The sequence below is a fragment of the Variovorax sp. E3 genome, from assembly GCF_016082275.1.
Lineage (GTDB): Bacteria > Pseudomonadota > Gammaproteobacteria > Burkholderiales > Burkholderiaceae_C > Variovorax.
Genome location: NZ_MOWM01000063.1, coordinates 1 through 25,828 on the forward strand (window position 1 = coordinate 1; position 25,828 = coordinate 25,828).

16 protein-coding genes and 3 pseudogenes are annotated in these 25,828 nt (G+C 68.1%); 5 read left to right on the plus strand and 14 right to left on the minus strand.

Annotated features, from left to right (window positions below; genetic code table 11):
- On the plus strand, window positions 1-315 hold a 315-nt coding region (locus tag BMG07_RS21350; protein ID WP_269759245.1), incomplete at its 5' end, for an Ivy family c-type lysozyme inhibitor.
- 27 nt (window positions 316-342) lie between these two features.
- Here the strand turns inward: BMG07_RS21350 and BMG07_RS21355 are convergent.
- Entirely contained in the window at window positions 343-1,905 is a 1,563-nt protein-coding gene (locus tag BMG07_RS21355; protein ID WP_198086228.1) for a methyl-accepting chemotaxis protein, read from the minus strand.
- 140 nt (window positions 1,906-2,045) lie between these two features.
- Between BMG07_RS21355 and BMG07_RS21360 the strand changes: the two genes are divergently transcribed.
- Together BMG07_RS21360 and BMG07_RS21365 are read left to right on the plus strand one after the other, a co-directional pair.
- Window positions 2,046-2,702, plus strand: a complete 657-nt coding sequence (locus tag BMG07_RS21360) for an AAA family ATPase (protein WP_198086229.1) — start codon at window positions 2,046-2,048, stop codon at window positions 2,700-2,702.
- Window positions 2,703-3,038: 336 nt separating this feature from the next.
- On the plus strand, window positions 3,039-4,808 hold the full coding sequence (locus BMG07_RS21365; RefSeq protein ID WP_198086230.1) for a LuxR C-terminal-related transcriptional regulator: 1,770 nt from the start codon (window positions 3,039-3,041) through the stop codon (window positions 4,806-4,808).
- Between the two features lie 12 nt (window positions 4,809-4,820).
- On the opposite strand, the gene BMG07_RS21370 is transcribed toward BMG07_RS21365, so the two are convergent.
- The 4 genes and pseudogenes from BMG07_RS21370 to BMG07_RS21385 form a co-directional block, all read right to left on the minus strand.
- Window positions 4,821-5,384 carry a histidine phosphatase family protein gene (locus tag BMG07_RS21370; protein WP_198086231.1) on the minus strand — a complete coding sequence of 188 codons (564 nt, stop codon included), beginning with the start codon at window positions 5,382-5,384 and terminating at the stop codon, window positions 4,821-4,823.
- Complete coding sequence (locus BMG07_RS21375; protein WP_198086232.1) at window positions 5,381-6,178, minus strand: adenosylcobinamide-GDP ribazoletransferase; 798 nt, start codon at window positions 6,176-6,178, stop codon at window positions 5,381-5,383. The genes BMG07_RS21370 and BMG07_RS21375 overlap by 4 nt, the downstream gene beginning before the upstream one ends.
- Before the next feature lie 5 nt (window positions 6,179-6,183).
- On the minus strand, window positions 6,184-7,230 hold the full coding sequence (gene cobT / locus BMG07_RS21380; RefSeq protein WP_198086233.1) for a nicotinate-nucleotide--dimethylbenzimidazole phosphoribosyltransferase: 1,047 nt from the start codon (window positions 7,228-7,230) through the stop codon (window positions 6,184-6,186).
- A pseudogene (locus tag BMG07_RS21385) lies at window positions 7,227-8,685 on the minus strand (cobyric acid synthase). Before BMG07_RS21385 ends, cobT begins: the two are co-directional and overlap by 4 nt.
- 164 nt (window positions 8,686-8,849) lie before the next feature.
- Here BMG07_RS21385 and BMG07_RS21390 point away from each other — a divergent pair.
- Complete coding sequence (locus BMG07_RS21390) at window positions 8,850-9,044, plus strand: hypothetical protein (protein ID WP_269759246.1); 195 nt, start codon at window positions 8,850-8,852, stop codon at window positions 9,042-9,044.
- Between the two features lie 111 nt (window positions 9,045-9,155).
- Here BMG07_RS21390 and BMG07_RS21395 read toward each other — a convergent pair.
- The 4 genes and pseudogenes from BMG07_RS21395 to BMG07_RS21410 all read right to left on the minus strand — a co-directional run bounded on the left by BMG07_RS21395 (window position 9,156) and on the right by BMG07_RS21410 (window position 16,276).
- Window positions 9,156-10,657: pseudogene (locus tag BMG07_RS21395) on the minus strand (efflux transporter outer membrane subunit).
- Between the two features lie 15 nt (window positions 10,658-10,672).
- Window positions 10,673-13,950, minus strand: a pseudogene (locus BMG07_RS21400) (efflux RND transporter permease subunit).
- 40 nt (window positions 13,951-13,990) lie between these two features.
- The gene (locus tag BMG07_RS21405; RefSeq protein ID WP_198086234.1) at window positions 13,991-15,241 is read right to left on the minus strand and encodes an efflux RND transporter periplasmic adaptor subunit; all 1,251 of its coding nucleotides are present in this window, start codon (window positions 15,239-15,241) and stop codon (window positions 13,991-13,993) included.
- Between the two features lie 150 nt (window positions 15,242-15,391).
- Window positions 15,392-16,276, minus strand: coding sequence for an alpha/beta hydrolase (locus BMG07_RS21410; protein ID WP_198086235.1), 885 nt, complete (start codon window positions 16,274-16,276; stop codon window positions 15,392-15,394).
- 181 nt (window positions 16,277-16,457) lie between these two features.
- Here BMG07_RS21410 and BMG07_RS21415 point away from each other — a divergent pair, with 181 nt between their 5' ends.
- Window positions 16,458-17,462, plus strand: coding sequence for a LysR family transcriptional regulator (locus BMG07_RS21415; RefSeq protein ID WP_198086236.1), 1,005 nt, complete (start codon window positions 16,458-16,460; stop codon window positions 17,460-17,462).
- Here the strand turns inward: BMG07_RS21415 and BMG07_RS21420 are convergent.
- The 5 genes from BMG07_RS21420 to tssI form a co-directional block, all read right to left on the minus strand.
- Complete coding sequence (locus tag BMG07_RS21420) at window positions 17,443-17,781, minus strand: hypothetical protein (protein ID WP_198086237.1); 339 nt, start codon at window positions 17,779-17,781, stop codon at window positions 17,443-17,445. The two genes, BMG07_RS21415 and BMG07_RS21420, sit on opposite strands and share 20 nt — an antisense overlap.
- Before the next feature lie 16 nt (window positions 17,782-17,797).
- Window positions 17,798-20,152, minus strand: a complete 2,355-nt coding sequence (locus BMG07_RS21425; RefSeq protein ID WP_307867036.1) for an RHS repeat-associated core domain-containing protein — start codon at window positions 20,150-20,152, stop codon at window positions 17,798-17,800.
- A complete protein-coding gene (locus BMG07_RS21430) occupies window positions 20,065-22,566 on the minus strand; it encodes a DUF6531 domain-containing protein (RefSeq protein ID WP_198086239.1) in 2,502 nt (833 codons plus the stop codon). Before BMG07_RS21430 ends, BMG07_RS21425 begins: the two co-directional genes overlap by 88 nt.
- A complete protein-coding gene (locus BMG07_RS21435) occupies window positions 22,542-22,757 on the minus strand; it encodes a hypothetical protein (protein WP_198086240.1) in 216 nt (71 codons plus the stop codon). Before BMG07_RS21435 ends, BMG07_RS21430 begins: the two co-directional genes overlap by 25 nt.
- Window positions 22,758-22,827: 70 nt before the next feature.
- Window positions 22,828-25,788 carry a type VI secretion system Vgr family protein gene (tssI, locus tag BMG07_RS21440; protein ID WP_269759247.1) on the minus strand — a complete coding sequence of 987 codons (2,961 nt, stop codon included), beginning with the start codon at window positions 25,786-25,788 and terminating at the stop codon, window positions 22,828-22,830.
- Between the last annotated feature and the right edge of the window lie 40 nt (window positions 25,789-25,828).

Sequence of the window (25,828 nt, forward strand, 5' to 3'; positions counted from 1 at the left end):
GGCCCCGCCATGCAGAAAGCCTGGCGCGCCGCGCTGGGCACGCGCGAGACCGACCGCTGGCTGGTGCGCCGCGAGGGCCCCGCGCCCGAGCCGCAATGGGTGACGGTCGAGGGCACGCGCTACCTGCTGCACGCCTTCTGCAAGCCGCACGACTGCTACGACAACAACGCCATCGCCCTGTACGACCAGGGCTCCGGCCGCATCTACGGCCTGGTGCAGCGCAGCGGCAAGAACAAGCTGGTAGGCACGCCGCCCGCCGCGCTGGCGCCCCAGCTCGACACGCTCTGGCGCGAGCAGTGGCGCAAGAAGAACTGAGCGCCCGCCTTCCCCGGCCTGCGCCGTTCAGGCCAGCTTGAACATGCGCACCGCGTGCACCAGCCCCGCCGCCTGATCGTTCATCGACTGCGCGGCGGCTGAGGCCTGCTCCACCAGCGCCGCGTTCTGCTGCGTGGTGCGGTCCATCTGCTTGATGGCGTCGTTGACCTGCTCGATGCCGGCCGACTGCTCCTGGCTGGCCGCGGTGATCTCGGCCATGATGTTCGTCACCCGGCGCACGCTGCCCATGATTTCCTCCATGGTCTTGCCGGCCTCGTTGACCAGCGTGCTGCCCGCGTCCACCTCGTCCACCGAGTCGCCGATCAGCGTCTTGATTTCCTTGGCCGCCGCCGCCGAGCGCTGCGCCAGGTTGCGCACCTCCGACGCCACCACCGCGAAGCCCCGCCCCTGCTCGCCCGCGCGCGCCGCCTCCACCGCCGCGTTCAGCGCGAGGATGTTGGTCTGGAACGAAATGCCGTCGATCACGCCGATGATCTCGACCACCTTGCGCGACGAGGCGTTGATGGACGCCATCTTCTCCACCACCTGGTCGACCACCGCGCCGCCGCGCGAAGCCACCTGCGAGGCCGAGTCGGCCAGCTGGTTGGCCAGCCGCGCGTTGTCGGCGTTCTGCTTGACGGTGGACGTGAGCTCCTGCATCGACGCCGCCGTCTGCTCCAACGAGCTGGCCTGCGCCTCGGTGCGCGACGACAGGTCGCGATTGCCCGTGGCGATCTGGCTCGACGCGGTGGCGATCGAATCGGTGCCCTCGCGCACCTGGCCCACCACCTTGGCCAGCTCGTCGTTCATGGAGCGCAGCGCGCGCATCAGCATGCCTGACTCCGAGGTGTCGGCCACCTCGATGCGCGCCGTCAGGTCGCCCGAGGCCACCTGCTGCGCCACCGTCACCGCCTGCCCGAGCGGGCGGGTGATGGAGCGCGTCATGCGAAACGCCAGCAGCAGCCCGCCGACCAGCGACGCGCAGCTGATCCACAGGATCATCCACTTGGCGCGCTGGTAGGCCGCCTGCGTCGACGCCGTGCTCTCGTCGGCGCTTTTTCGCAGCAGCGCCTGAAAGGCCGAGACGTGCGCCAGCACCTGGTTGAGCAGCGGCATGCACTCCTGCGTCAGCACCTTGACGGCCGCGTCGGTCTGCTGCGTGGTGGCCAGCGCCACCACGTTCTTGGCGATGGGCAGGTACTGCGTCTCGAGCGCGCGCAGCTTCTCGAGCATCCGGCGCTCTTCGGCGCTCGCGGAGGCCGGGTCGGCCATGACGGTTGCCAGGCTTTGCAGGCCGCTGTCGATCTCGCGCTGCGAGCTGCCGACGAGTTCGATATCGCCCTTTTGCGCCGCCGGCGCCGTCACCAGGGCCAGGTTGCGCGCCGCGATGGCGCGCTTGCCGATGGCGGACTGCACGTTGTTGAGCTCGTCGAGCTTGCGCTCGCCGACCTCGGTCGCAAAGGCCACGCGCTCCGAGAGGTGCGCCATCTCGTGCAGGCCGATGCCCGTGATGACGAGCTGCAGCAGCAGCAACAGCGCAAACCCCAGCCCCAGGCGGGCACCGATCTTGAGATTCGAGAGAGCGAACATGAGGCGAACTCCAAAGTGTTACGGGTCTTTTCGGTCATCGGCAGCCTCGCCCCACGCCACCCCACCCGAGAAGGGTGGGCTGGGCAAACCCTTGAACATGGGATGCGATTGGCGCGCGGGATGAATGAAAATTCGCACGGATGCAACCTGCCGCCTCCTCCGGAACACCAGCGCTGCGCACCCGAAGCCACCGCCTGCTGGCGCGCCCGGGCCTGCTCGATCGGCTGGCCGGCCCGCACGAGCGCCGTTGCGTGGTCCTGCGAGCGCCCGCCGGCTTCGGCAAGAGCTCGCTGCTGCTCAGCTGGCAGCGCGAACTGGTCTCGGCGGACACCGACATCGCCTGGGTGCGGCTCGCGGACCTGCCCGAGGGCGACCTGCATTTCATGACGGCGCTCATGGCGGCGCTGGGCGACATCGACGCAGCCATCACCCGGCACGCCATGGCGCACGCCCGGCCCGACGCCGACGCGATCGAGCGGCTGGTCATCGCGCTGGTGCGAGGCATTGCCGCGCGCGGCCGCAGGCTCGTGCTGATCGTGGACGACGTGCACTGCGCGCAAAGCGGCAACGTGCTGCACGCGCTGCAACTGCTGGTCGAGTACGCGCCGGCGAACCTGCTGTGCGTGTTCGCCAGCCAGGACGACCTGCCCATGACCCTGGCGCACGCCCCCGCCTCGACCACCGTGCTCGAACTGCGCAACGACGACCTGCGCTTCAGCTTGCCGGAGTCGGTCGCCTACCTGGGCATGCGGCTGCCCGACCTCGCGCGCGCGCCGCCGCCGCCATTCACCGGCTGACCGAAGGCTGGCCGGCGCTGCTGCGGCTGGCCAGCGTCGACGTGCGCCGCCGGCGCGGCGTGCGTTCGCCGCTGGCCCACGGCGTGCCCGACCCCGAGCCGTTTGCCGCGTACTTTCACGCGCATGTGTTCCCGCGCCTGTCGGCGACGCAGCTGCGCCTGCTCACCTGCTGCGCCCCGCCCACCCGCTTCAGCGCGCCGCTGTGCGCCGACCTCGCGGCGCGGGCGCCGGCTTCACCCCGACGATGTGCGCGGCGCTGCTCGAGCCGCTCGCGCGCGAAGGCCTGCTGTCCGAAGCGCCGCAGGCGCGTCCGCGGCCGGCGAGCGCTGGTGGCATATGCACCCGCTGCTGCGCAGCGTGCTGCTGTCGCAGTTCGCGGTGTGGCCCGAGGCCGAGCGCCAGAAGCTCCATGCCACCGCCTGCCAGTCGTTCGCGGTGCGCGGCATGCATCACCAGGCGGTGCGGCACGCGCTGGCCGCCGACGACCGCGAAACGGCGGCCCGGCTGGCCGAACACGGCGCGGTGACGCTGTTCGTCAAGGGCGGCTTGAACGAAATGATCGCGCTGGTGCGCCAGCTCGACCCCGCCACGATCGGCGACAACACCCATCTCAGTCTCTGGATGGCCTGGGTCGAACTGGCCGACTACCGGCTCGACGACTGCGCCCGCAGCATCGCGCGGCTGCGCGCGGCGCCCCGGCGCCTCGCGCTGGCCATGCGCTACCGGCTGACGCTGCTGGACTGCCTGCTGGCCATTCGCAGCGACGACAACGAGGCGCTGACGCGGCTGCTGCCCGAGCTGCTGGCGCCGCCGGCCGCCGCCGACGACTTCGCGCTGGCCGGGCGGCGCAACGTGCTGACCTGGCTGTACCTCCACACCGGCGAGTTCGAGCAGGCGCGGCGCATCCAGCGCGACGAGCCGCTGCCACGGGTCGACGGCGAACCGGTCATCGGCACCCTCTTCGGTTCGCTGGTGGGCCAGTGCCTGGTCGGGCTCTCGTTCGCCATCGAAGGCCAGATCCACCGGGCGGAGCGCATCTACCGCCAGGTGCTGCGCGAGGCGCAGGAGCGCGGCGCGCGCTGCGCCGAAGCGGCGCGGCTGACGGCGCAGCTGCTGGTCGAAGTGCTCTACGAGCAGCACGGCCCGCTGGTGGCCGCGCGCTTCATCCAGGAGCAGCTGGGCACGCCCGACGGGCTGATTCCCGACACCACGCTGCGCATGATCCTGGTGTCGAACCGGGCGCAGCAGGCCGCCGGCAGGTTGCCCGAGGCCCTGGCCCACCTCACCGACCTGACACGGGTGGGCGGCTTCCTGCAGCGCTTTCACATGGACCGCGCGCTGGCCTGCGTGCTGCTGGAGCAGCTCCGGATCCAGCTGAAAAGCAACGACGCCGACGCCGCCCGCGCGACCCTGCAAGAGATGGAGGCGCTGCAGTCCCGCCGCCCGGACGCCGAAGCCGGCATCCTGCGGCGGGTGGCCGACGTCGGGGAGCGCGCGCGCATTCACCTGGCGATGCACGACGGCGAGCTGGCGCCCGCGCTGGCCCGGATCGAGGCGCTGGTGGCGCGCTACGAGCAGCGCGGCCAGGTCGGCATCGCGGCCACCCTGCTGCTGCAGGCGGCCGAGGTCGAGCGCAGGCTCGGCCGCGCCGAGGCCTCCAGGGCACGCGTGTGCGCGGCCCTGCGCCTGGGCCACCGCCTGGGCCTGATGCAGACCTTGCTGGGCGCGCATGACAACGCCCTGCCGCTGATCCGCACGGCGACCACCATCCCCCAGCTCGACCCGGTGCTGGCGTTCTTCATCGAGCGCATCGAGGCGCTGGCGCAGTCGCAGCGCGACGAGCACGCCGAGCCGCCGCCCACCCGGCGCTTTCGCGACGACCGCCGGCTGACCCGTCTGCTCACGCTGCGCGAAGCCGAGATCGCCGAGCTGCTGCTGCAATCGCTGCCCAACAAGAAGATCGCGCTGACGCTCGGGCTGTCGCTCGACACGGTCAAGTGGCACCTCAAGAACATCTACATGAAGCTGGACGCGCACGGGCGCAGCGCGGTCGCCGCGCGCGTGCGGCGCGAGCTCGAACGCGACGACGGCGGCAGCGGCAAGTAGCCGCGGCGGGTGTCAGGCGCTCGCCGGATTGTCGAAAGTCAGCCAGCCGCCGAAGGGCATGTCGCCCGCGGGCCAGTCGGCGGCGGTTTCAGCGCAGCGCACACCGCGCTGCAGCAGCGACACCGCGCGCAGCACGCCGGCATGCGTGACCCACAGTGCGTCGCGCTTCGCCGCCTGCCATTCGTCGTGCGCGGCGGCCACGCGCTGCATGAAGACGCGCACGCTCTCGCCATGGACGCCCGCGGGCGCGTCGGCGAAATCGGCGGTCCAGGCCTCGAAGTCTTCGCGGGGAATGGCGGACCACGGGCGCCCTTCCCACGCGCCGAAGTTCATCTCGGCCAGGCGCGCGTCGTGGCGCCACTGCAGGTCCGGACGCAGGGCCGCGATGGCGCCGGCCAGCGCGACGCAGCGCCGCAGCGGCGAACTCAGCAGCACGATGCCGGCCGGCAGCAAGGGCGCGATGCGCTGCGCCGCCGCCAGCGTGGCGTCGGCATGGGCTTCGAGATCCGTCGCGCCGTAGCAAAGGCCGGGTTCGGCGACCACGGGCGCATGGCGCTGAAGCCAGAGCGTGCTCATGCGGCGTGCCAGGCCAGCGCGAGATAGATCGCGAGTTCGCAGACCTGCTGCGTCGCGCCGAGCCCGTCGCCCGTGAAGCCCCGCAGCCGCAGCCAGAAGAGCCGCGCCATCCAGCCCGCCGCCAGCAGGGCCGCGAGCACGGCGGCCCCGACATGCGCCACGCCGTGCGCCTGCAGCAGCAGCGCCAGCGCGGGCAGCGTCCACACGAGGGCGATGAGCAGCGCACCGCGGCTGATCGCGTCCGCCAGCGGCTTGGCCTTGCTCGCGCCGCTGTCGCCCACATAGGGCAGCCAGCGGATCAGAAACAGCGGCATCAGTCGCGACAGCACGTGCGCCCCGACGATGGCGATGGCCACCGCCTGCCACCCGCGCGCCGCCAGCGCGGCGAGCAACGCGAACTTCAGGCCCAGCGCCAGCACCAGCGCCACCGCGCCGAAGGCGCCGATGCGCGAGTCCTTCATGATCTCCAGCGCCCGGTCGCGCTGGGCCGAGCCGCCCAGGCCATCGGCCACGTCGGCCAGCCCGTCTTCGTGGAAAGCGCCGGTCATCATCACCGTGACCACCGTGCTGAGCACCGCCGCCACCAGCGCGCCCGCCACGCCGGGCAACCCCATGGCCACGCCGGTGAACACCAGCGCGGCCACGCCGCCCACCAGCCAGCCGATGCCGGGCAGGTGCGCCGCGCTCGCGCGCAGCATCTGCGGGCTGTAGCCGACCCAGGCCGCGAGCGCGCCCGTCACCGGCACCCGCGTGAAGAACTGCAGTGCCAGCAGGAAGTGGCGAATGCCGCTCATGCGCGTCAGGCGTCCTTGCGCGACACGCCGGCCGACTCGAAGCTCGCCATCTCGCGCAGGATGCGGCAGGCCGATTCGAGCAGCGGCCACGCCAGCGCGCCGCCCGAGCCTTCGCCCAGCCGCAGGTCGAGGCTCAACAGCGGCTCCAGGCCCAGCGCGTGCAGCAGCAACAGGTGGCCCGGTTCGGCCGAACAATGCGCCGCCACGCAGCGCTGCACCACGTGCGGTTGCAGCGCCTGCGCCACCAGCACGGCCGAGCTGGCGATGAAGCCGTCGACCACGATCACGCGCCGCTCCTGCGCCGCCTGCAGCACCGCGCCGACCAGCGTGGCGATCTCGAAACCGCCGAAAGCCGCCAGCGCATCGAGCGGCGCCGTGGCCGACGCGTGCAGCACGAGCACCTGGCGCAGCACCTCACGCTTGCGCACCAGCCCGGCGCCGTCGAGCCCGGTGCCGATGCCCGTGCAGTCGTCGATGCGCAGGCCGCCCAGCCGCGACAGCAGCAGCGCCGCCGACGAGCTGTTGCCGATGCCCATTTCTCCCAGCAGCACGGCATTGCCCGGCAGCGCGCGCACCACCTCGCGCCCGTTGGCGATGGCTTGTGCGCACTGCGCAGGCGTCATGGCCGGCCCGGCGGAGGCGTCGGCCGTGCCCGCTGCAACGCGGCGCGAGACCAGCCCCGGGCGCGGCTGAAAGTCGCGGCGCACGCCGCAGTCGACCACCGTCAGCGCCAGCCCATGCTGGCGCGCCAGCACGCTCACGGCCGCGCCGCCGGCCAGGAAGTTCTCGACCATCTGCCAGGTCACGTCGCTCGGGTAGGCCGACACGCCGCGCGCCGCCAGCCCATGGTCGCCCGCGCAGACCAGCATCTGCGGCGACGCGAGCACCGGCTGCTCGGTGCCCAGGATCAGGCCGATGCGCAAGGCCAGCGCCTCGAGCCGGCCGAGCGCGCCCAGCGGCTTGGTCTTGTTGTCGAGCGCGCCCTGCAGGCGCACCGCCAGCGCGGTGTCCGCGAGGTCGGGGATGGTGGGGATCAGGTCGTTGTCGTTCATGCGATCAGTCCGGCCAACACGCCGGCGTCGAAGTGGGAGTCGATGAAATCGGCCAGGCCGTCGAAGGTGGCGTCCAGCGTGGGCGCCGACGCACCGAACAACGCATGCAGCGCGCCCGGGTCTTCGAACAGGCCGTGCATATAAATGCCGAGCACGTTGCCGCGCGTGTTCTGCCAGGCCAGCCCGTCGGGCATCACGGCCTGGCCGTCGTGCGCGAGCTGGGGGTGGGCGGCCGTCTGGCGTGGTGGATTTCGTAGCCGGCCACGGGCACGTTGGACAGCGCGGCCCAGGCGCCGGTCAGTTCGGCGAACCTTGCGGTGCGATGCCGCACCGTCTTCTCGCGTGCGAACACCGTCACCAGCGGCAGCAGGCCGAGCCCCGGCGCGTTGCCGTCGATCCCGTGCGGATCGACCAGCGCCTCGCCCAGCATCTGCAGCCCGCCGCAGATGCCCAGCACCGCGCCGCCGCGCGCCGCATGCGCGGCCACGGCGCTGTCGAGCCCCTGCGCGCGCAGCCAGGTCAGGTCGCCGCTGGTGTGCTTGGAGCCGGGCAGCACGATCCAGTCGGCAGCGGCCACGTCGGCCGGCGTGCGGGCCCAGACCAGGCGCACGCCCGGCACGTTCTTCAGCGCCTGGAACTCGTCGAGGTTGCTGATGCGCGGGTACGCCACCACCGCGACCGTGCGGGTGACGGCACCGCTGGCGCGGCTGCGGTCGTCGAACACGCCGTCTTCCTCGGGCAGGCCGTGCTGCCACCACATGGGCAGCGTGGCCACGGTGGGCACGCCGGTCAGTTCCTGCAGTTGCTGCGGCGCGGGCGCCAGCAGCGTGGCGTCGCCGCGAAACTTGTTGAGCACGAAGCCGCGCAGCAGCGCGCGGTCAGCCTCGGGCAGCAGCGCCCAGGTGCCGTACAGGTGCGCGAAGGCGCCGCCCCGGTCGATGTCGGTCGCCAGCAGGCAGCGCGCCTGGGCGTGCCGGGCGATGCGCATGTTGACGATGTCGCTGGCCATGAGGTTGATCTCGGCCGGCGAGCCCGCGCCTTCGATCACGACCACGTCGTTCTCGGCGCGCAACTCATCCAGCGCCTGCGCGATCTGCGGCCACACGCGCTCGCTGCGGCCGCGCCACGGCAGGGCCGAGAGTTCTTCGCTCACCTGCCCCATCAGCACCACCTGGCTGTGGGTGTCGCGCTCGGGCTTGAGCAGCAGCGGGTTCATGCGCACGTCGGGCACGGCGTTGGCGGCCAGCGCCTGAAAGTACTGGGCGCTGCCGATCTCGCCGCCGCCCACCACGCGGGCGTGTTGCTCATGTTCTGGGCCTTGAAGGGCGCCACCTTCAGCCCGCGCCGCGCGTACCAGCGGCACAGCGCCGTGGCCAGCCAGCTCTTGCCGGCCCCGCTGGTGGTGCCCAGGACCATGACGCACTGCGCCGGCCCGTTTTTCGCCTTTGAACTCATCGGCGAATTGTCGTTGAGCGCCGCCATGGGCCCACGCCGGCGCATGTTGACCCACGAAATGCGACATTTTTCACATTCAAAGCATTGCCAATGCCGGTGGACGAATCCAAAAGCAACATTGATGCGTAGACACGACTCAACCACCGCATAGCACCCAGGGACCCATGCCAGTTTTGAATGATTTGGCGCTTGCCGTCGAGGAACGTGATCCAGGCCAGTTTTTCTGGACCCTGCTCGAGGCCCACCATGGTGGCGACGCGTCCGAGACGCTGGACTACCGGGTCTACCGCTCGGCCGCCAAACCGCAGGCCAGCTACTCCACGCCCTGGCCCTGGGCGCGCTGGAACTGCAAAAAATAAGCGCCGCCGCAGGTTCAGCCGGCAAGACCGACTGACCCCACGACGGCGCAAGACCGCCTCGCGGCGTTCAGGCTTTCACTCTTTCCAATCTCTTTTCCGGGTCGTCGTCGCTCAGCGCGCGGCCACCGTCCGCGCGGCGGCCGGTGCCGCCGCCACGGGCGCCGGCACGTCCCAGCCCCCGCCGATCGCGCGGATCAGGCCCACGGCCGCCTGGTACTGGGCCGACTTCACCTGCAGCGCCTGGCGGCGGTTGCGCAGTTCGCTGCGGCGGGCGTCCAGCAAGTCGAGCTGGCTGATGTAGCCGTTGCGGTAGCGCGTGTCCGACAGGCTGGTGGCGCGCGCCGCCGAGGTCACGGCCTGCGCCTGCACCACCGACTGCTCCTGCAGGATGCGGATGGCCGCCAGCTGGTCTTCGACCTCCTGGAACGCCGTCAACACCTGCGTGCGGTAGCTGGCCAGCGCACCGTCGAGCTGGGCATTGGCGCCCTGCACGCCGGCCTCGCGGCGGCCGCCGTCGAAGATCGGCAGCGACAGCAGCGCGCCCACGCCCCACGAGCGGGCCGACCACTTGAAGAGGTCGCCGATTTCGGGCGAGGCGTAGCCGGCGGCGCCGGTCAGCGAGATGTCCGGGAACCACGCAGCCTGTGCCACGCCCACGCGGGCCTGCGCGGCCAGCACGGCGCTCTGCGCGGCCGACACGTCGGGCCGGCGCGTCAGCACCGTGGCGGGCACGCCGGGCGGAATCGACGGCAAGACGGTCGACCAGTCGTCCGAGCGCAGCCCGAAGCTCGACGCCGAATCGCCCACCAGCACGGCGAGTGCATGCTCGACCTGGGCGCGCTGCCGGTCGAGCGCGAGCGCATCGGACTCGGTGGACGACACCTCGGTTTGCACGCGCGCCACATCGAGCTCGGCGATGTCGCCGGCCTGCTCGCGGCGCTGCGACAGGCGCAGCGTGTCGCGGTAGGCCTCGACCTGCTCGCGCACCAGCACGCGTTCGGCGTCGAGCGCGCGCAGCTGCAGATAGGTCTGCGCCGTTTGCGCCTGCACCGCGAGCCGGGTGCTCTGCAGCAGCGCCTCGCGGCCGGCCGCATCGAGCTTGGCCGCGTTGCTGGCGCCCGAGAGGCGGCCGAACAGGTCGACCTCGTACGAGAGCGTGGCGCCCACGTTGGTGATGGTGGCCGGGCGCGTGCTGGCCGTGGCCTTGTCCAGGCCGGCGCCGCGGTTGGCGCCAGCACCCAGGCCGATCTGCGGCAGGCGGTCGGCGTTGGCGCTGCGCGCCAGCGCACGGGCCTCGGCCAGCCGCGCGGCGGCGGCCTGGATGTCGTTGTTGTGCACGTCGCCTTCTCGACCAGCGCATTGAGCGTCGGGTCGTTGAACGCCAGCCACCAGGCGCCGCGCGGCTGCGCCTCGGAAGGCGCGGCCCGCGTGAAACCGGCGGGCGGCGTGGGGCCCTGCTGCTGTTCCTTGAACTGGGCCGTGGTCGTGATTTCGGGCACGCCCGAAGGCACGGTGGCGCAACCGGCCAGCACCAGGGCGGCCATCAGCGGCAGCAGCGCCGCCCTGAACCCGCGAAGGGGCGTCGTCACCAAATTTTGTACTTGGAAATTCATGATGAACTTTCTTGATCAGTCGTCATGCGAAGGACGCGGCGACGCGGGCACCGGGTGCAACCCGCCACCGCCCGAACCGCCGTGCGACGACGGTGCGGGTGCAGCCGGATGGTCGGCCGACACGAAGTCTTCGCCGTGCGGCACTTCGCCATGCAGCTTGAGCGGCTTGTTGCCCGCCAGGCGGCGCAGCAGCACATAGAACACCGGCGTCAGGAACAGGCCGAAGGCCGTCACGCCGATCATTCCGGAGAACACCGCCACACCCATGGCCTTGCGCATTTCCGAACCCGCGCCGGTCGACAGCACGAGGGGCAGCACGCCCATCACGAAGGCCAGCGAGGTCATGAGAATCGGGCGCAGGCGCAGGCGGCTGGCTTCGATGGCGGCTTGTATGGGCGTTCTGCCGGCGAACTCGAGCTCCCGTGCGAACTCCACGATCAGGATCGCGTTCTTCGCACTCAGCCCCACCAGCACGATCAACCCGATCTGCGTGAAGACGTTGTTGTCACCCCCCGAGATCCACACGCCCGTCATCGCGGCCAGGATGCCCATGGGCACGATCAGGATGATCGCGATCGGCAGCGTCAGGCTTTCGTACTGCGCGGCCAGCACCAGGAACACCAACAGGATGGCCAGCGGGAACACCAGGAACGCGGAGTTGCCGGCCAGGATTTCCTGGTACGTCAGCTCGGTCCATTCAAAGCTCACGCCCTTGGGCAGCGTCTCGGCCGCGATCTTGGTGATCGCGTCCTGCGCCTGGCCCGACGAGTAGCCCGGTGCCGGGCCGCCGTTGATGTCGGCGGCCAGGTAGCCGTTGTAGCGCATGGCGCGTTCCGGGCCGAAGGTCGAATTGACCTTCATCAGCGCGGCCAGCGGCACCATCTCGCCCGAGGTCGAGCGCACCTTCAGCAGGCCCACGTCTTCGGCACGGGCGCGGTAAGGCGCATCGGCCTGGACGCGCACGCTGTACGTGCGGCCGAACTTGTTGAAGTCGTTCGCGTACAGGCTGCCCAGGTAGATCTGCATGGTGTCGAAGATGTCCGTCACCGGCACGCCGAGCTGGCGCGCTTGGTGCGGTCGATGTCGGCATACAGCTGCGGCACGTTGACCTGCCAGCTCGTGAACATGCCGGCCAGCTCGGGAGCAGCCTGTGCCTTGGCCATGAAGGCCTTCACCGCCGCGTCCATCTGGTCGTAGCCGACCGAGGCGCGGTCTTCCAGCTGCAGCTTGAAGCCGCCCGTGGTGCCCAGGCCTGCCACCGGCGGCGGCGGGAACATCACGATGAACGCGTCCTGGATGCTCGAGAACGCACCGTTCAACTGGCCCGCCACCGCGCCGCCGCTCTGGTCGGCGCGCTTGCGCTGGTCGAAGGGCTTGAGCGTGGCGAACACGATGCCCGAGTTCGAGCTGTTGGTGAAGCCGTTGATCGACAGGCCCGGGAACGCGATGGCGTCTTCGACGTTCGGGTTCTTCTTCATGATGTCGCCCATGCGCTGGATGACTTCATCGGTGCGGTCGAGGGTGGCGCCGTCGGGCAGTTGCGCAAAACCGATCAGGTATTGCTTGTCCTGCGCCGGCACGAAGCCGCCGGGCACCGCCTTGAACAGGCCGAAGGTCACGGCGATGAGCGCGACGTAGATCGCCAGCATCAGCGCCTTGCGCGAGATCACGTTCTTCACGCCGCCGCTGTAGGCTTCCGAGCCGCGATGGAACAGGCGGTTGAAGCCGCGGAACAGCCAGCCGAAGGCCTTGTCCATGCCGCGCGTCAGCGCGTCCTTGGGGGCGTCGTGGCCGCGCAGCAGCAAGGCGGCGAGCGCGGGCGACAGCGTGAGCGAGTTGATGGCAGAGATCACCGTCGAGATCGCGATGGTCACCGCGAACTGGCGATAGAACTGGCCCGTGAGACCGCTGATGAAAGCCAGCGGCACGAACACGGCCACCAGCACCAGCGCGATGGCGATGATGGGGCCCGACACTTCGCGCATGGCGCGGTACGTCGCTTCACGCGGCGTCAAGCCGGCCTCGATGTTCCGCTCGACGTTTTCCACCACCACGATGGCGTCGTCCACCACGATGCCGATGGCCAGCACCAGCCCGAACAGGCTCAGCGCATTGATCGAGAAACCGAGGATGTGCAGCACGGCGAAGGTACCGATCACCGACACCGGCACGGCCAGCAGCGGAATGATCGACGCGCGCCACGTCTGCAGGAACAGGATCACGACCAGCACCACCAGCATGATGGCTTCGAGCAGCGTGTGGATCACCGACTCGATCGACGCGCGCACGAACTGCGTCGGGTCGTAGGCGATGCGGTATTCCAGGCCTTCGGGCATGTTCTTGTTGAGCTCTTCCATCGTCTTGCGGACGTTGGCCGAGATGTCCAGCGCGTTGGAGCCGGGTGCCTGGAACACGCCCATGCCGACGGCCGGGTCGTTGTTCAGCAGCGAACGCAGCGAGTAGTCGGCGGCGCCCATTTCGAGGCGGCCGATGTCGCGCAGGCGGGTCACGGCGCCGTCGGTGCCGCTCTTGACGATGATGTCGCCGAACTCTTCCTCGCTCTGCAGGCGCCCTTGCGCATTGATCGACAGCTGCATGTCCACGCCCGACAGGCCCGGCGAAGCGCCGACCACGCCGGCCGCGGCCTGCACGTTTTGACCACGGATGGCGGCCACCACGTCGGAGGCCGAGAGGCCGCGCTGCGCGACCTTCTGCGGGTCGAGCCACACGCGCATGGAGTAGTCGCCGCCGCCGAAGATCTGGACCTGGCCCACGCCCTCGATGCGCGCCAGCGGGTCCTTCACGTTCAGCACCGCGTAGTTGCGCAGGTAGTTGATGTCGTAGCGGTTGTTCGGCGAGACGAGGTGGACCACCATCGTCAGGTCGGGCGCGCTCTTGACGGTCGTGATGCCGAGCCGGCGCACTTCCTCGGGCAGGCGCGGCTCGGCTTGCGAGACGCGGTTCTGCACCAGTTGCTGTGCCTTGTCGGGATCGGTGCCCAGGCGGAACGTGACGGTCAGCGTGAGCACGCCGTCGGTGGTCGCCTGGCTGCCCATGTAGAGCATGCCCTCGACGCCGTTGATCTGCTCTTCGAGCGGGGTGGCGACGGTTTCAGCGATCACCTTGGGGTTGGCGCCCGGGTACTGGGCGCGCACCACCACCGAGGGCGGCGCGACTTCGGGGTACTCCGAGATCGGCAGCCCGCGCAGCGCGATCAGGCCGGCTATCAGCATCAATAGCGACAGCACGCCGGCAAAGATCGGCCGGTCGATGAAGAATTTTGAAAGATTCATGTTGGTTCTCCGGTGAGTGCTACCGCACTCCCCTCCGAGTTCAGGACTTCGCGGCTTCTGCCACGCGTTCCGGTTGCTGTTGCTTGGGGTCCGCCTTCGCGTCCATCGTCACTTGCTGCGGCACCACCAGCGCACCCGGGCGGATGTGCTGCAGGCCGTTGACCACGACGCGGTCGCCCGCCTTCAGGCCCTTGCTCACGACACGCAGGCCGTTGATGGAAGCGCCGAGCGCCACTTCGCGGTAGACCGCCTTGTTGTCTTCGCCCACGACCATCACGAACTTCTTGTTCTGGTCGGTGCCGATGGCGCGTTCGCTCACCAGCAGCGCGGTGTCGTTGCGTGCCTGGCCCATGCGGATGCGGGCGAACTGGCCGGGAATGAGCGCGCCGTCCCTGTTGTCGAACGAGGCACGCACGCGCACGGTGCCGCTCTTGGCGTCGACCTGGTTGTCGATCAGCTGCAGCTTGCCGGTGAAGGGCGTGCCGTCGAGGCCGGCGGTGCCCATCTGCACGGGAATGCTCTCGATCTGGCCGCGGGCGCTGGAGCCGCTCGGCAGGTCTTTCAGGGCCCGCGTGATGACTTGCTCGTCGGCATCGAAGCTCGCGTAGATCGGGCTCACCGACACCAGCGTGGTCAGCACCGGCGCGCCCGGACCGGCCGCCACCAGGTTGCCCACCGTCACTTCGAGCTTGCCGATGCGGCCCGACACGGGCGCCCGCACCTGGGTGTAGCCCAGGCTCAGGCGCGCGGTCTGCAGTTGCGCTTGCGCGGCGCGCAGGTTGGCGTTGGCTTCGCTGCCGGCGTTCACCCGCTCGTCGTACTCACGCTGGGCAATGGCCTTGTCGTCCCACAGGCGCTTGGCGCGCTCCTGTTCGCTGCGGCTGAACGACTGGCGCGCCTGGGCCGATGCCACCTGCGCTTCGGCGCGCTCGACCTCGGCCGCGTACGGCGCGGGGTCGATGGTGATCAGCAGATCGCCCTGCTTGACCAGCGCGCCTTCGCGAAAGTGCACCGACTGCACGGCACCCGCGACGCGGGAGCGCACATCGACACGCTCGACGGCTTCGAGCCGGCCCGAGAACTCGTCCCAGGCATTGATCTCGCTCGACGCCACGGTGGCGACCGACACCGGCGTGCCCTGCTGCGCGGCCACGGGCGCGGTCGCCTCGGCCTTGAAACTGTGCATGCCCAGCACCGCGGCCGCCACGGCCAGCAGCGCGGTCAGGCCGGTGACGGCAGGCCAGAGGCCCTTGCGGGCGGCGGAAGACAGCTTTTTCTCGTTGTTCGACATGATTTCGTCCTTCTCGATGACTTTTTGGGATGCAACAGGCCACCCCGGCGCATTTCGGCACCAGGCGGCGGATTTCGGAAAAAAAGGGGCCCTCGCACGCTGCCGCGCTGGCAGCGTGTCGGTCAGGCAGCCGGGGTGGGCTGAGGGGAACTAGCTGGGGTGGCTGAGCGCCGCGGGGGGCGGCGTGGTCGCGCTGAAGAACTCACGGAAGTGCTTCTGCACAGTGGCCTCACAGGCCACGCAACCCGTGTTCTCGGTGTCGTACAGCGCCTTGGGCCAGTCGGTGGCACTCGGCAGCACGCTGCTCGTGACCTCGATGCCGGCGGCCCGCAGGCGACCCGCGAAAGTCAGGGCCTCGTCGCGCATCGCGTCGTCCTGCCCCACCAGCACCAGCGCGGGCGCCAGGGCCGACAGCCGCAGCGAACCGCTCGGCACCGCGTAGGGGTGCGTGGCGTTCGAGGGGCAGCTGAGGTATTTTTCCCAGCCGCTGGCCCAGCGGCATTCCGGCGCGTCGTTCGTGGCCTTGCGCAGCGAGGCGGTGCCGGCGCACGGGTCGAGCATCGGCGACAGCAGAATCTGGCCGGCCACCGGCGGATGCGCGCGGTCGCGGGCGATCAGCGCCACGGCGGCGGCGAGGTTGCCACCGGCTTCCTCACCGGCCAGGTACACCTGCGCGCCCTTGCCGCCGAGCTTGGTGCGCTGCTTGTAGAGCCATTCGAGGGCGGCATAGCCCACCTCGATCGGTTCCGGAAACGGCGATTGGGGCGCCAGCGGGTATGCCAGCGAAACCACTACCGCGCCCGCACCGGCCAGCAGCCGGGCCACGTTGCGGCCGTTGTCCAGGCCGCCGCACACGAAGGTGCCGCCGTGGAAATGCAGCACCAGCGGCGCGACTTCGCCCTTGGCGCGCTGGCCGTACACACGGGCGCCGACCGGTTCGCGGCCGGGCAGCTCGATCGACAGATCGGCTTCCACGCCTTGCGCCGCGGCGCGGGCGGCGGCTTCGGCGGAACGGGACGATGGAACGGGTGACATGGGCGACCTCAGGGGAATAGGCGATGGTTGAAATATAAGGCGCCGCATGTGACATGAAACAGGGAACATGCCCCCACTCTGTTTCCAAACCGACAACAATCCGGGCCACCATAGGGATTGCCCGCATGTGTGAGAATCCGCTCCCCCCGGTGTGGGCCGGGTATCCCAGAACAGGCATTCAATGGATCAAATCCAGGCCATGCGGATCTTTGTCCGCGTCGTGGAGGCAGGTACGTTCACCCGGGCTGCCGACTCGCTCGCCCTGCCCAAGGGCACCGTCACCAAGCAGATCCAGGCGCTGGAATCGCGCCTGCGCGTGAAGCTGCTCAACCGCACCACGCGCCGCGTCACCGTCACCCCCGACGGCGCGGCGTACTACGAGCGCGCGGCGCGGCTGCTGAACGACTTCGACGACATGGAAGCCAGCATGACGAACGCGCAGGCCAACCCCACGGGGCGGCTGCGCATCGACGTCGGCACGTCGGTGGCGAGGCTGATCATCCTGCCTGCGCTGGCCAGCTTCTGCGACCGCTACCCCGACATCCAGGTCGACCTGGGCGTGAGCGACCGCGCGGTCGACCTGATCAGCGACAACGTCGACTGCGTGATCCGCGCGGGCGACCTCAACGACCAGTCGCTGGTGGCGCGGCGCATCGGCACCCTGCACTTCGTCACCGTGGCGTCACCGGCGTACGTGAAGCGCTACGGCATGCCGCAGCACCCGAACGACATCGAGAAGCGGCATCACGTGGTGAGCTATTTCTCGGGCACCACGCGGCGCGTGTACCCGCACGAGTTCCACAAGGGCGACGAACACATCGAGCTGAACGGCGCTTATCGCGTGTCGGTGAACGAGAGCAATGCGCACATCACGGCGGTGCTTGGCGGCTTCGGTATTTCGCAGTGCATCACGTTCATGGCGGAGCCGCTGCTGGAGAGCGGTGAACTCGTCGAAGTGCTGCCCGACTGGAGCCGCGAGCCGCTGGCGATTCACGTGGTGTATCCGCCGAATCGGCATTTGAGTGCGAAGGTGCGGGCGTTCGTGGATTGGGCTGCGGAGTTGTTTTCGAAGATCCGCGGTTGCAGCGGCGGTGAGGGGTGCGGGCGCCAGTCTCACCCGAATTTCGAATTTCTGTCGGCCGCTCGTCTATGGGAGATTCATGGCATCAATCCCATTGACCAATAATTTCGCGCAAACACACGGCACACACAAACTTCAAATCGGGGTCGGAGAATATTTTTCGGATCAAAAGGCGGTCGTTCATTTTTTTCAAATCCTTCTCTCGATCAAGGAGAGATACCTCTGACACACCTGGGTCTTCAAAAAATCGTCTAAAAAAACCTTTGCCCACAAAGGTTTCGGATTTTCTCCCAAAAGAACTTGTAGTTATTTTACAGACATCAGAAGAACTTAGCATTTTCCCTTCATTAATTGCAGCAACCAGATCAGAAGATGTCAGAGCAAAGTTCTGCCCTCCGTGCTTCTTGCAAATTCCCGGCTTCATTTGCACCGCCTCATTTTTACAATCCCTTTCTTTTTAAATATTTGAATTGAGCTCCCGCCTCCATAGGCACATCAGCTCCCCCCGCCCGCAATACATCGGCCACATGAGTAACGCAACTTCTGCTTCTGATGTCATAAGCCCCACCTTCTTTTCCTATATTTTTCTTTTGAAAATTCTGCGCAGCGGTGGCGTCCGGAAGATCTATGACTTTCGATTTTGAAGGGGCAACAACACCTGACAAATTGCTGCTTACCTCCGTTGAGGTTCCTGGCGCACCCAATTGATGGGTATGAATCTCTTCCCCCTGAGATTGAACAGACACCGAATAATGTCCATATGCATTATTCACCGAACGATTGTCATGCCAATGCACGGTGGCTTGCCCTGCAGCCAACCCGAAGGGATCTACCCATCCAACGGGGTTTAGTGAATATTGCTGAAGATTCAACCCGCCAACCAACCCAATCGGATCTTTGGAGATGAACCTCCCCGTCACCGGGTCATAGTACCGATGCCGGTTGTAATGCAGCCCGGTCTCATCGTCCAGATACTGCCCCTGGAACCGGATCGGATTCTTCAGCCCCGCCTTCTGCGCGGCCTTGCTGAGAAGCAATTGGGCCTGGCCCCACGCCTTGTAGTTCGCCTCCCAGACGATATTGCCTTCCTCGTCGGTCAACTCCATCGGCGTGCCCAGGTGGTCGCACTGGTAAAAATGAATGTCGGCCCACGGTGAAGGGCCGCTCGCTCCTCCGGGTTGGTAGCCGCCGCTGTGCAGCGGATCGCGGTCGATGTCGTACTCGCCGCTCTCGCCCATGTAGGCCATGCCGACATGAGCGGGCCGCGTCAGCATGGCCTTGCGCATGTCGGTCTTGCTGCTGGCCTGCAGCAGCGGAACAAAGCCGCCCGGCTCGAAGACGTAGTGAACGGTCTGTCCGCGCTTGTAGTCGCACTCCCAGGCCAATTGGTCGCCGTCCCAGCCGTAGAGCACGGCGTTCCATTGCTCCTTGTTGACTTCGCGCCCGTCCATGCTGGAAGCCTGTAGCCCCGAGGCGCTCTTGCAGATGCGCCGACCCAGGGGGTCATAGAAGTAGCGGGTGCTGCGCAAGCCCGGCTCGATGGCTTCAAGCAACTGGTTGGCGGCACTCCACCTGAACTGGGTCAGCACGCCGTTGTGGCTGCGTTGCGTGAGGTTGCCGCGCGGGTCGTAGCGGTAGTGGGTGCCGGCGTAGTGCTGCAGCAGGTTGTTCAATAAGGCCGGGACGCCATTGATGTTGGGCGCGGCTGCGGAGCGCGCAGCCGGGGCCATCGGATCCAGCAAGTTGCTGGCCGGATCGAACGCGAAGGTCTCGGTGCCGAGGCGGCTGTGCGCCTGCAGCAAGCGGCCCACGGGGTCGTAGCGGTAGCTGAGGTTGCCGCGTCGGCTGTCGCCGATGTCGGTGAGCTGGCCGGCGCGGTCGTAGCCATATCGGCGCTGCAGCGACAAGGCGCTGGCGTTGGAGGCCGGGGCAAAGGCAACGTCCCCGCGGCTTTGGCTCAGGCGCTCGGCACGGCTCAGGGTCTGTGCCTTGAGGCGGCCTGCCGGGTCGTACTGCCGTTCTTCGGCCACCTGGTTGGCCTGGATGCGTTTGACTTCGCGGTGCAGGTCGTCGCGTTCGATCTGGACGGCCTCCTGGTCGTCGAGCATCAGGCCGTGCACATGCCCCGCGCCATAAGTGAGCCATCGGGTGGTGCGGCCGTCGGGGCGCGTGGTCTGGATGCGATGGCCCAGCTCGTCGTAGCCGTGTTGCCAGACCGCTGTACGGGGTCGATCGGCGGGCTGCCCATAGGCGTCGATCAGGTAGTGCTGGTGCTCGGTCTTGAGGTTGCCGGCACCATCACGAAACCACTGCAGATGGATGTTCTGGTTGCGCGCATCGATGAGACGGCCGTAGCCGTCGTAGGCGTAGCGGTCGGTTTGCTGGCTGCCGCGCTCGACCCTGGCGCCCGGGGTGAACGCATGCACGTCGAGCAGCGCGCTGTCGCGCCGCGTGCAGCGGCCCATGGCGTCGAACGCCAGCTCGCTCAGGCTGTTGTCCTCGGCGATCTGGTGGAGCACGCCGCTGCTGGCGTGGTAGCGGTAGTCGGTGCGCACGCCGTCGAAGTGGGTCTCGTCCAGCAGCTTGCCCAACGCGTCGTAGTGGAAGCGATGGGTCTGGGCGTTCTCGTTCTGCAGGGCAACGAGGCGACCCAGCTTGTCCCAGGCGTAGCCCAGCGTGTGGCCGTTGGCGTCGGTGCGCTGGGCGATCAGCCCGGCCTGCGTGTATTGATAGCGGGTTTCGCGTTGCAGCGCGTCGCTGTGGACGAGCAGTCGGCTTTCGGCGTCGTACGCCAGTTGTTCGCGGGCGTGTCGGGGTGGATGACCGCGGTCAGTTGACCATGCGCGTAGACATACCGGGTGACCTCGCCGGCGGAATTGCCAGCCTTGATCAAGCGTCCCCTGTCGTCATACGCCCAGCTCGATGTCTTGCCCGAGCAGTCGGTGTACGCCGTGAGCTGGCCCGCATCGTCATAGGCGAGCGTCTTCTTGCCGCCCTTGGCGTCGGTGATCTCCACCGGTAGCCCGTGCGCGTTGTAGGCGTACTCGGTCTTGTGGCCGAGTGGGTCGAGCTCTTCGACGAGGTTCACGCCGTCGTAGCCGCGCTTCCAGGCATGGCCCTCGGCGTCCAGGATGCCGGTGAGGTTGTCCTTGTCGTCGTAGGCGAAGTGCGCCACGGACAAGTCGGCCCGGACATGGCTGAGGACGTTGCCGCGCTCGTCGTAGCTGTAGCGCTCCTCGCTGCCGTCCGAACGCATGTGCAGCGTGACGTTCTTGTTGGCGTCGCGGATGAACCACTCTTCATGCGCGTAGATGGCCTTGCTGACCGGGTCGCTGACTTCCGGATAGACGATGCGGTAGGTGTAGCCCAGGATGTCGTAGTAGCAACGGGTTTGCGCGCCCAGTGCGTCGATGACGGTGACCAGGCGGATGTTCTTGTTCCACACCAGCGTGGTGTCGAAGCTGCCGTCGTCCGCCCATTCGCGGTACGCCTTGGCACTGGCGCTGTTGGCGGGAGTGATGGCCACCCCGAGGCCGTCTTCGTGCATCCATTGCAGATGAATGCCGCGCCCGGTGCGGTCGCTGTAGCGGTTCACCAGATGGGTGTCGCCCTGATAGGCGTAGGCCCACGCGTGCCCGTCTTCGTCGCGCGCGGCAACGAGATCGCTGCTGCCGTCCGCGCGGTCCTGGTAGCTGTAGCTGGCCAGCTGGCGCACAGCCTCGCCGCCCTTCACCAGCCACAGGCTCTCGATGCGGCCCGCCGCGTCCAGCGCGGTGCTGACATGGGTGTCGCCGCTGACGATGTCGGAGAGCTGGTCGCCGGCATGCCGGTAGCTCAATTCGGTTTGCTGGCCCGCCCGGGTGCGCTGCGAGGCCAGTCGGTACACGGCCGCCTTGTTGCGCGTGTCGGGCTTGCCCTTTCGCCAGAAGGCGGGGGTGAGCTCGAAGGTTTCGACGAGGTCACGCCCGACGCCGAGGATCAGCAGCCCGTCGTTGCCACGGCCGAGGGTGAGGTGTTCGATGGGGTTGTGGTGGGTCTGTCCGGTGGAGGCCGGTTGCTCCGGGTCCGGGCCTGCGAGCCTGGGGAACCGATGGCCACGGCCATCGACGCCGAAGTAGGTCAGGCTGCCGTCCGCAGCCTGCTCGATGCGGGTGGTGTAGGGCGTGATCCACCGCGCCCCGAGACCGGCATGGGAGGGCTGGTCGTACGAGCCCAGCCTCGAGTAGTAGGTCCGCCGCCAGACGATGGGCATCAGCCCGGGCAGGACGAAGTCGGTGTGTGCGATCGTCTCGCTGCCGGAAGCAAAGCCGATGGAATGGGGCGTCGCGACCTTGGGTCGAGGGTAAGGGCAGGTGCCGGGGTCCGGAATCCCCTTGTTCACCTGCGCCCCGACACCATCGAGCTCAGGGGAGCCCTTCTTCCGGTCGTGCCGGGACTGGGTCTTGTCGTTGATCTGGGCGCCGCCCTTGTTACGCCCGAGCTTGCGGGCCACGGCCTCCGAGATCTTGACCAGCAGCCAGCCAATGCTCTTGACGGTGTTCTTGTTGGCATGCGCCAGCAGCTTTTGCCTGACGGCGCCGCCCAGGGTCGTGAGGGCCGTGGCGGTGCTGAGCAACTGGACATCGGCGCCCACGCTCTTGATGCCGGCAGCGAAGGTGGCGTTGCCTTTCTTGCGCAGTTCCAGCAATGCCGCTTGCCGCAGCCTGGCGGCCTTTTCTCCAAGGGCGCCGACCATGGCCGCCCAGTAGTTGCTGTATTCCTTCCTGGGGTCATGCAACGGCGGCTCGGGCGGCGGGTTGTCGTCGAAGAGCTTGCCGGCCGCGAGCTTCTCGAGGCCTTGCGCCCAGTTGCCGGTGAGCGCCTCGGCCTTGACGCCGGCATCGCCCAGCATGCTCTCGAGCTTGGCGCTGGCCTCGTCGATGAACTTGTCGATCTCGCCGGCCAGCGTGGCGTTGAGGTGATTGACGATCATGCCCACCAGCGCATCGCTGATGGCGTGGGCCGCGGTTCGCAGGGCGCCGCGCGCCAGGTGCAAGGTGGGGCGCAATGCGGTGCGCGCCGCATTGCCGGCGCCGGGAACGATGCCGATCAGGTTGATGCCCAGGCTGGCCCAGGTCAGAAACGTGTCGACTTCGTCCCTGGCTTTGTCGGTGATCAGCGAAATGATGTCGCACAGCGCGTCGATCAGCGCCAGGATATTGCCCAGCACCGGAATGGCGCCGCCACCGTCATCACACGCTCCAGCGTGACCCAGTCGCGAGTCATGCCGCGCAGCCAGTTGTCCACGACACGTGCGGCGGCCCCGACGTCCTGCGCGGAAATGGCGGTCAGCGGAACGATGGCCGTTTCTTTCTCCGAGGCTATTTTTTCTATCTGGGCCGGGGTCAAGGGCGCTGCCATTCGAGCTCCTGGGAATCTCTGGATTGGCGGGACTGGCCGACAGCAATGCGTCGCGCGGGCATCGAGGGCCTCAGGCCAGGTTCTTCAAGAGGGAAATGCCAGGAGGCAGTCGGGCCAAGGCGGCCCCCGTCAGTGCGGCCCCCATCGACTGGCCTGAGCCCAGGGCATGAGTCATGCCCTTGACGCCGCTGCCCAGCCCCGCCTGGGCCTGCTTCATCAAGCCGGCCAGCATGTCGCTGCCCGCGGGCGCGCTCTCGGTCCCCGGGAAGGCTTCTTCGCCCTTGCGCTCGGGCCAGGTGGCCTTCCCGAAGTAGCTGGCGTCGTCCCACGGGTTGCGCGGGTCCTTGCCGAAATTGACGATGGCGCCCCCGGGGGCCAGGCCGGACACCAAGGCCTTGCCGGCGCTGTCGAGCCTGCCGCTCTTGACCTGGCCGGTGGAGTCCGTGACCTTGTAGGCAGCCCCCTTGAGACCTTCCGCCGCGCCGTTGTAGGCATTGCTGAGTTCGAGCTGGCCCTTCCCCGGCTTGCGCCCCTCCGGCAGGCTGCCGCTGCCCGTGCTGCTCGGCCCCGTCAGGCTGTGAACGCTCGCATGGCACACGTGCGCCCCCGTGGTGCCGCTCTCGATGCGCCCTCCCCGGTACCGCGTGTAGCTGCCACCACCGCTGACCAGCAACTCGGTTGTCGCTTCGACCCTGATCTTGTCCGCGCGGATCGTGATCTCGTCCTTGGCCAGCAGGTTGATGCAGGTCTTCAGTGCCTGGATGTCGATGTCCGCCTGCGCCGCCACGACCTTGATGCCTTTCTGCGCGGCAAAGAGCTTGATCGCCTGCAGCGCAACGCCGAGCAGGCTGTCCCCGCTCGTGATGCTCGTGTGCTTGCCGCTGGTGATTGCCGTGTGTTCGACACTGGCGACGTGGGTGCTGAACTGGCTGGTGGTCTCGATGCCCGCCGGCGACGCCAGCACCAGGTGCGGCATCGCCAGTTCCGGGAACTGCCCTTCGGCCGGGTTGCCTGCCCCATCGCCCCGGACCTCATCGTTCTGGTGCTTGAGCGCCTCGGCGACGACCGCCTGGTCGTCGCCTTCCTGCGCCTTGTTCTTCCGCGCTTCCTGGGCCCCGCTGTCGTGAAGGTCACGTGCCTCGGTCAATCGCTGCCGTGTCTCGCCGCTGTCGAGCAGATGGGCTTTGGCGTCGGGCCTGGCCTCGGTCGTGATGAGCAAGCCCTGTCGGGCCCGGATGGCGCCGTGGGCATCGGTGCGCAACTCGAAGCCTTCGCCGCGCGCGTCCTGCCGCCCGGCATTGCCGTCGATGCGCGTCACGTGGCCCAGGCTCAACGAGCTGCTCTGATGATCGCTCTTGAGCTGCGCCTGAATCTTCTGGTCGGTGTCGTCCAGGATCAGGTGATTCGAACGGCCGCCAGAACTGTTTCCCCCTTGCTTGACGAGTTCCCGGCTGCGAAACCCCGACAGCGCGACCTGCCCCGGCAATTCCCAGGGCGGCAGGTTCATCTGGTTGTGCACCCGCCCCGTGCAAATGGGCAGGTCGGGGTCGCCGCCGATGAAGTCGACGATGACCTCCTGCCCGATGCGCGGAACCTGCACGCCGCCGAGTTGGTTGCCCGCCCACGGGGAACTCACGCGCAGCCAGCACGTGGAATGCTGGTTCTTCTGACCCAGGCGATCCCAAGGGAACTGCACCTTGATGCGGCCCAGCTCGTCGGTCCACAGGTTCTCGCCCTCCGGGCCCACGACCAGCGCCACCTGAGGGCCTTGCGTGAACGGCTTGGCCCGCAACAGCTGCGGACGCAAAGGCTCGGTGACGGGGTGCGCGGTGAAGTCGACCTCGACACGCCACGCCTGCTTGCGGTGCGCCGCCGCATCGATCCCCTGGCTTTCCTGCGCAACGTTCTCGATGAGGAACCGGGTGTCCAGCACCAGGTACTGCACGTTCACCGCTTCGCGCGGATGCTTCTGCAGCCTGAAGGTCCGCCCCGGGACCATGCCGCGCAGGTGGCCGCTGGCCTTGGCCCTGGCGCCGTGCGTACGCAGGGCCTGCATGCGCAACAGGGCAAGACGCTGGCCTTCCGCGAGCGGCTCGTTCGTACCCGTGCCGGCGCCCGGTTGGGCATAGTGGCTGCCCGCCCGGCCTTCGTGCCACTGGTAGACCTCCTGGTCCGCATGCCCCGTCGAGCGGGGATCGGCGCGCTTCACGCTAAGGTCGGCCTTGGGCCGGGTGTAGTCATGGTCGCGGCTGGCATAGCGGCCGCTGGTGAGTTGGTGATGCGGAACGAAGCTGTGGATGTATTCGGCATCGACCTTCCATCCGGGCGCGTGGTACTCGACGCTCCGGTACGCGGCGCTCGCCATGGGTTCGTGCGCGCCCATGCTGTCGGTGAGCACGAGGCGGTGCTTGCCGTCGCCATGCCGAAAGTAGAAATTGATTCCCCATTCCTGGCACAGCCGCTCGAAGAAGGCGAAGTCGCTCTCGTTGAACTGCGCCTGGTAGTCCCTCGGCGGGTACGTTTCGATGAGGTGCTTGTCGACGGGGAACGAGTAGTCCGCAAGCAGCGCGTCGAGGATCTCGATGGCGCTCTTGTTCTGGAAGATCCGGCAGTCGCTGTTCAGCGTGCCCAGGTGCAGCCAGGGACGCAGGATGAGCTTGTACTGGACGCTGCGCCCCTCCTCGCCCCAGAGCTGGGCATCGGTGATCAGCGCGTTGATTTCGCGCACACCGGCGCCAGCCGCGGATTCTCCGGCGCCGTCGAGCTCGATCAGGCAACTGACTTCGCGGCCGATGAAACTGTCGAGATCGATGTCCGCCGCCGCACCGAAGCTGAAGTTCAGCGCGTCGGGGGTCTTGAGCAACAGCTCGTATTCGAAAAGCGCATTGACGCCTTCGGTGCCCGACAGCCGGACCGGTTCAAGTGAATCGGGGATCGCGGGGCTGGAAACAGTGAGGGTTTGAGGCACGCGCGGGACCTGATGGATGGCGGTCCAAAAAGTCTGCGGTACCCGCGCGCTGCACCTTTGCAAACAATAGTCAAACGACCGTCGCCCCCGGAATCAGCCTGAA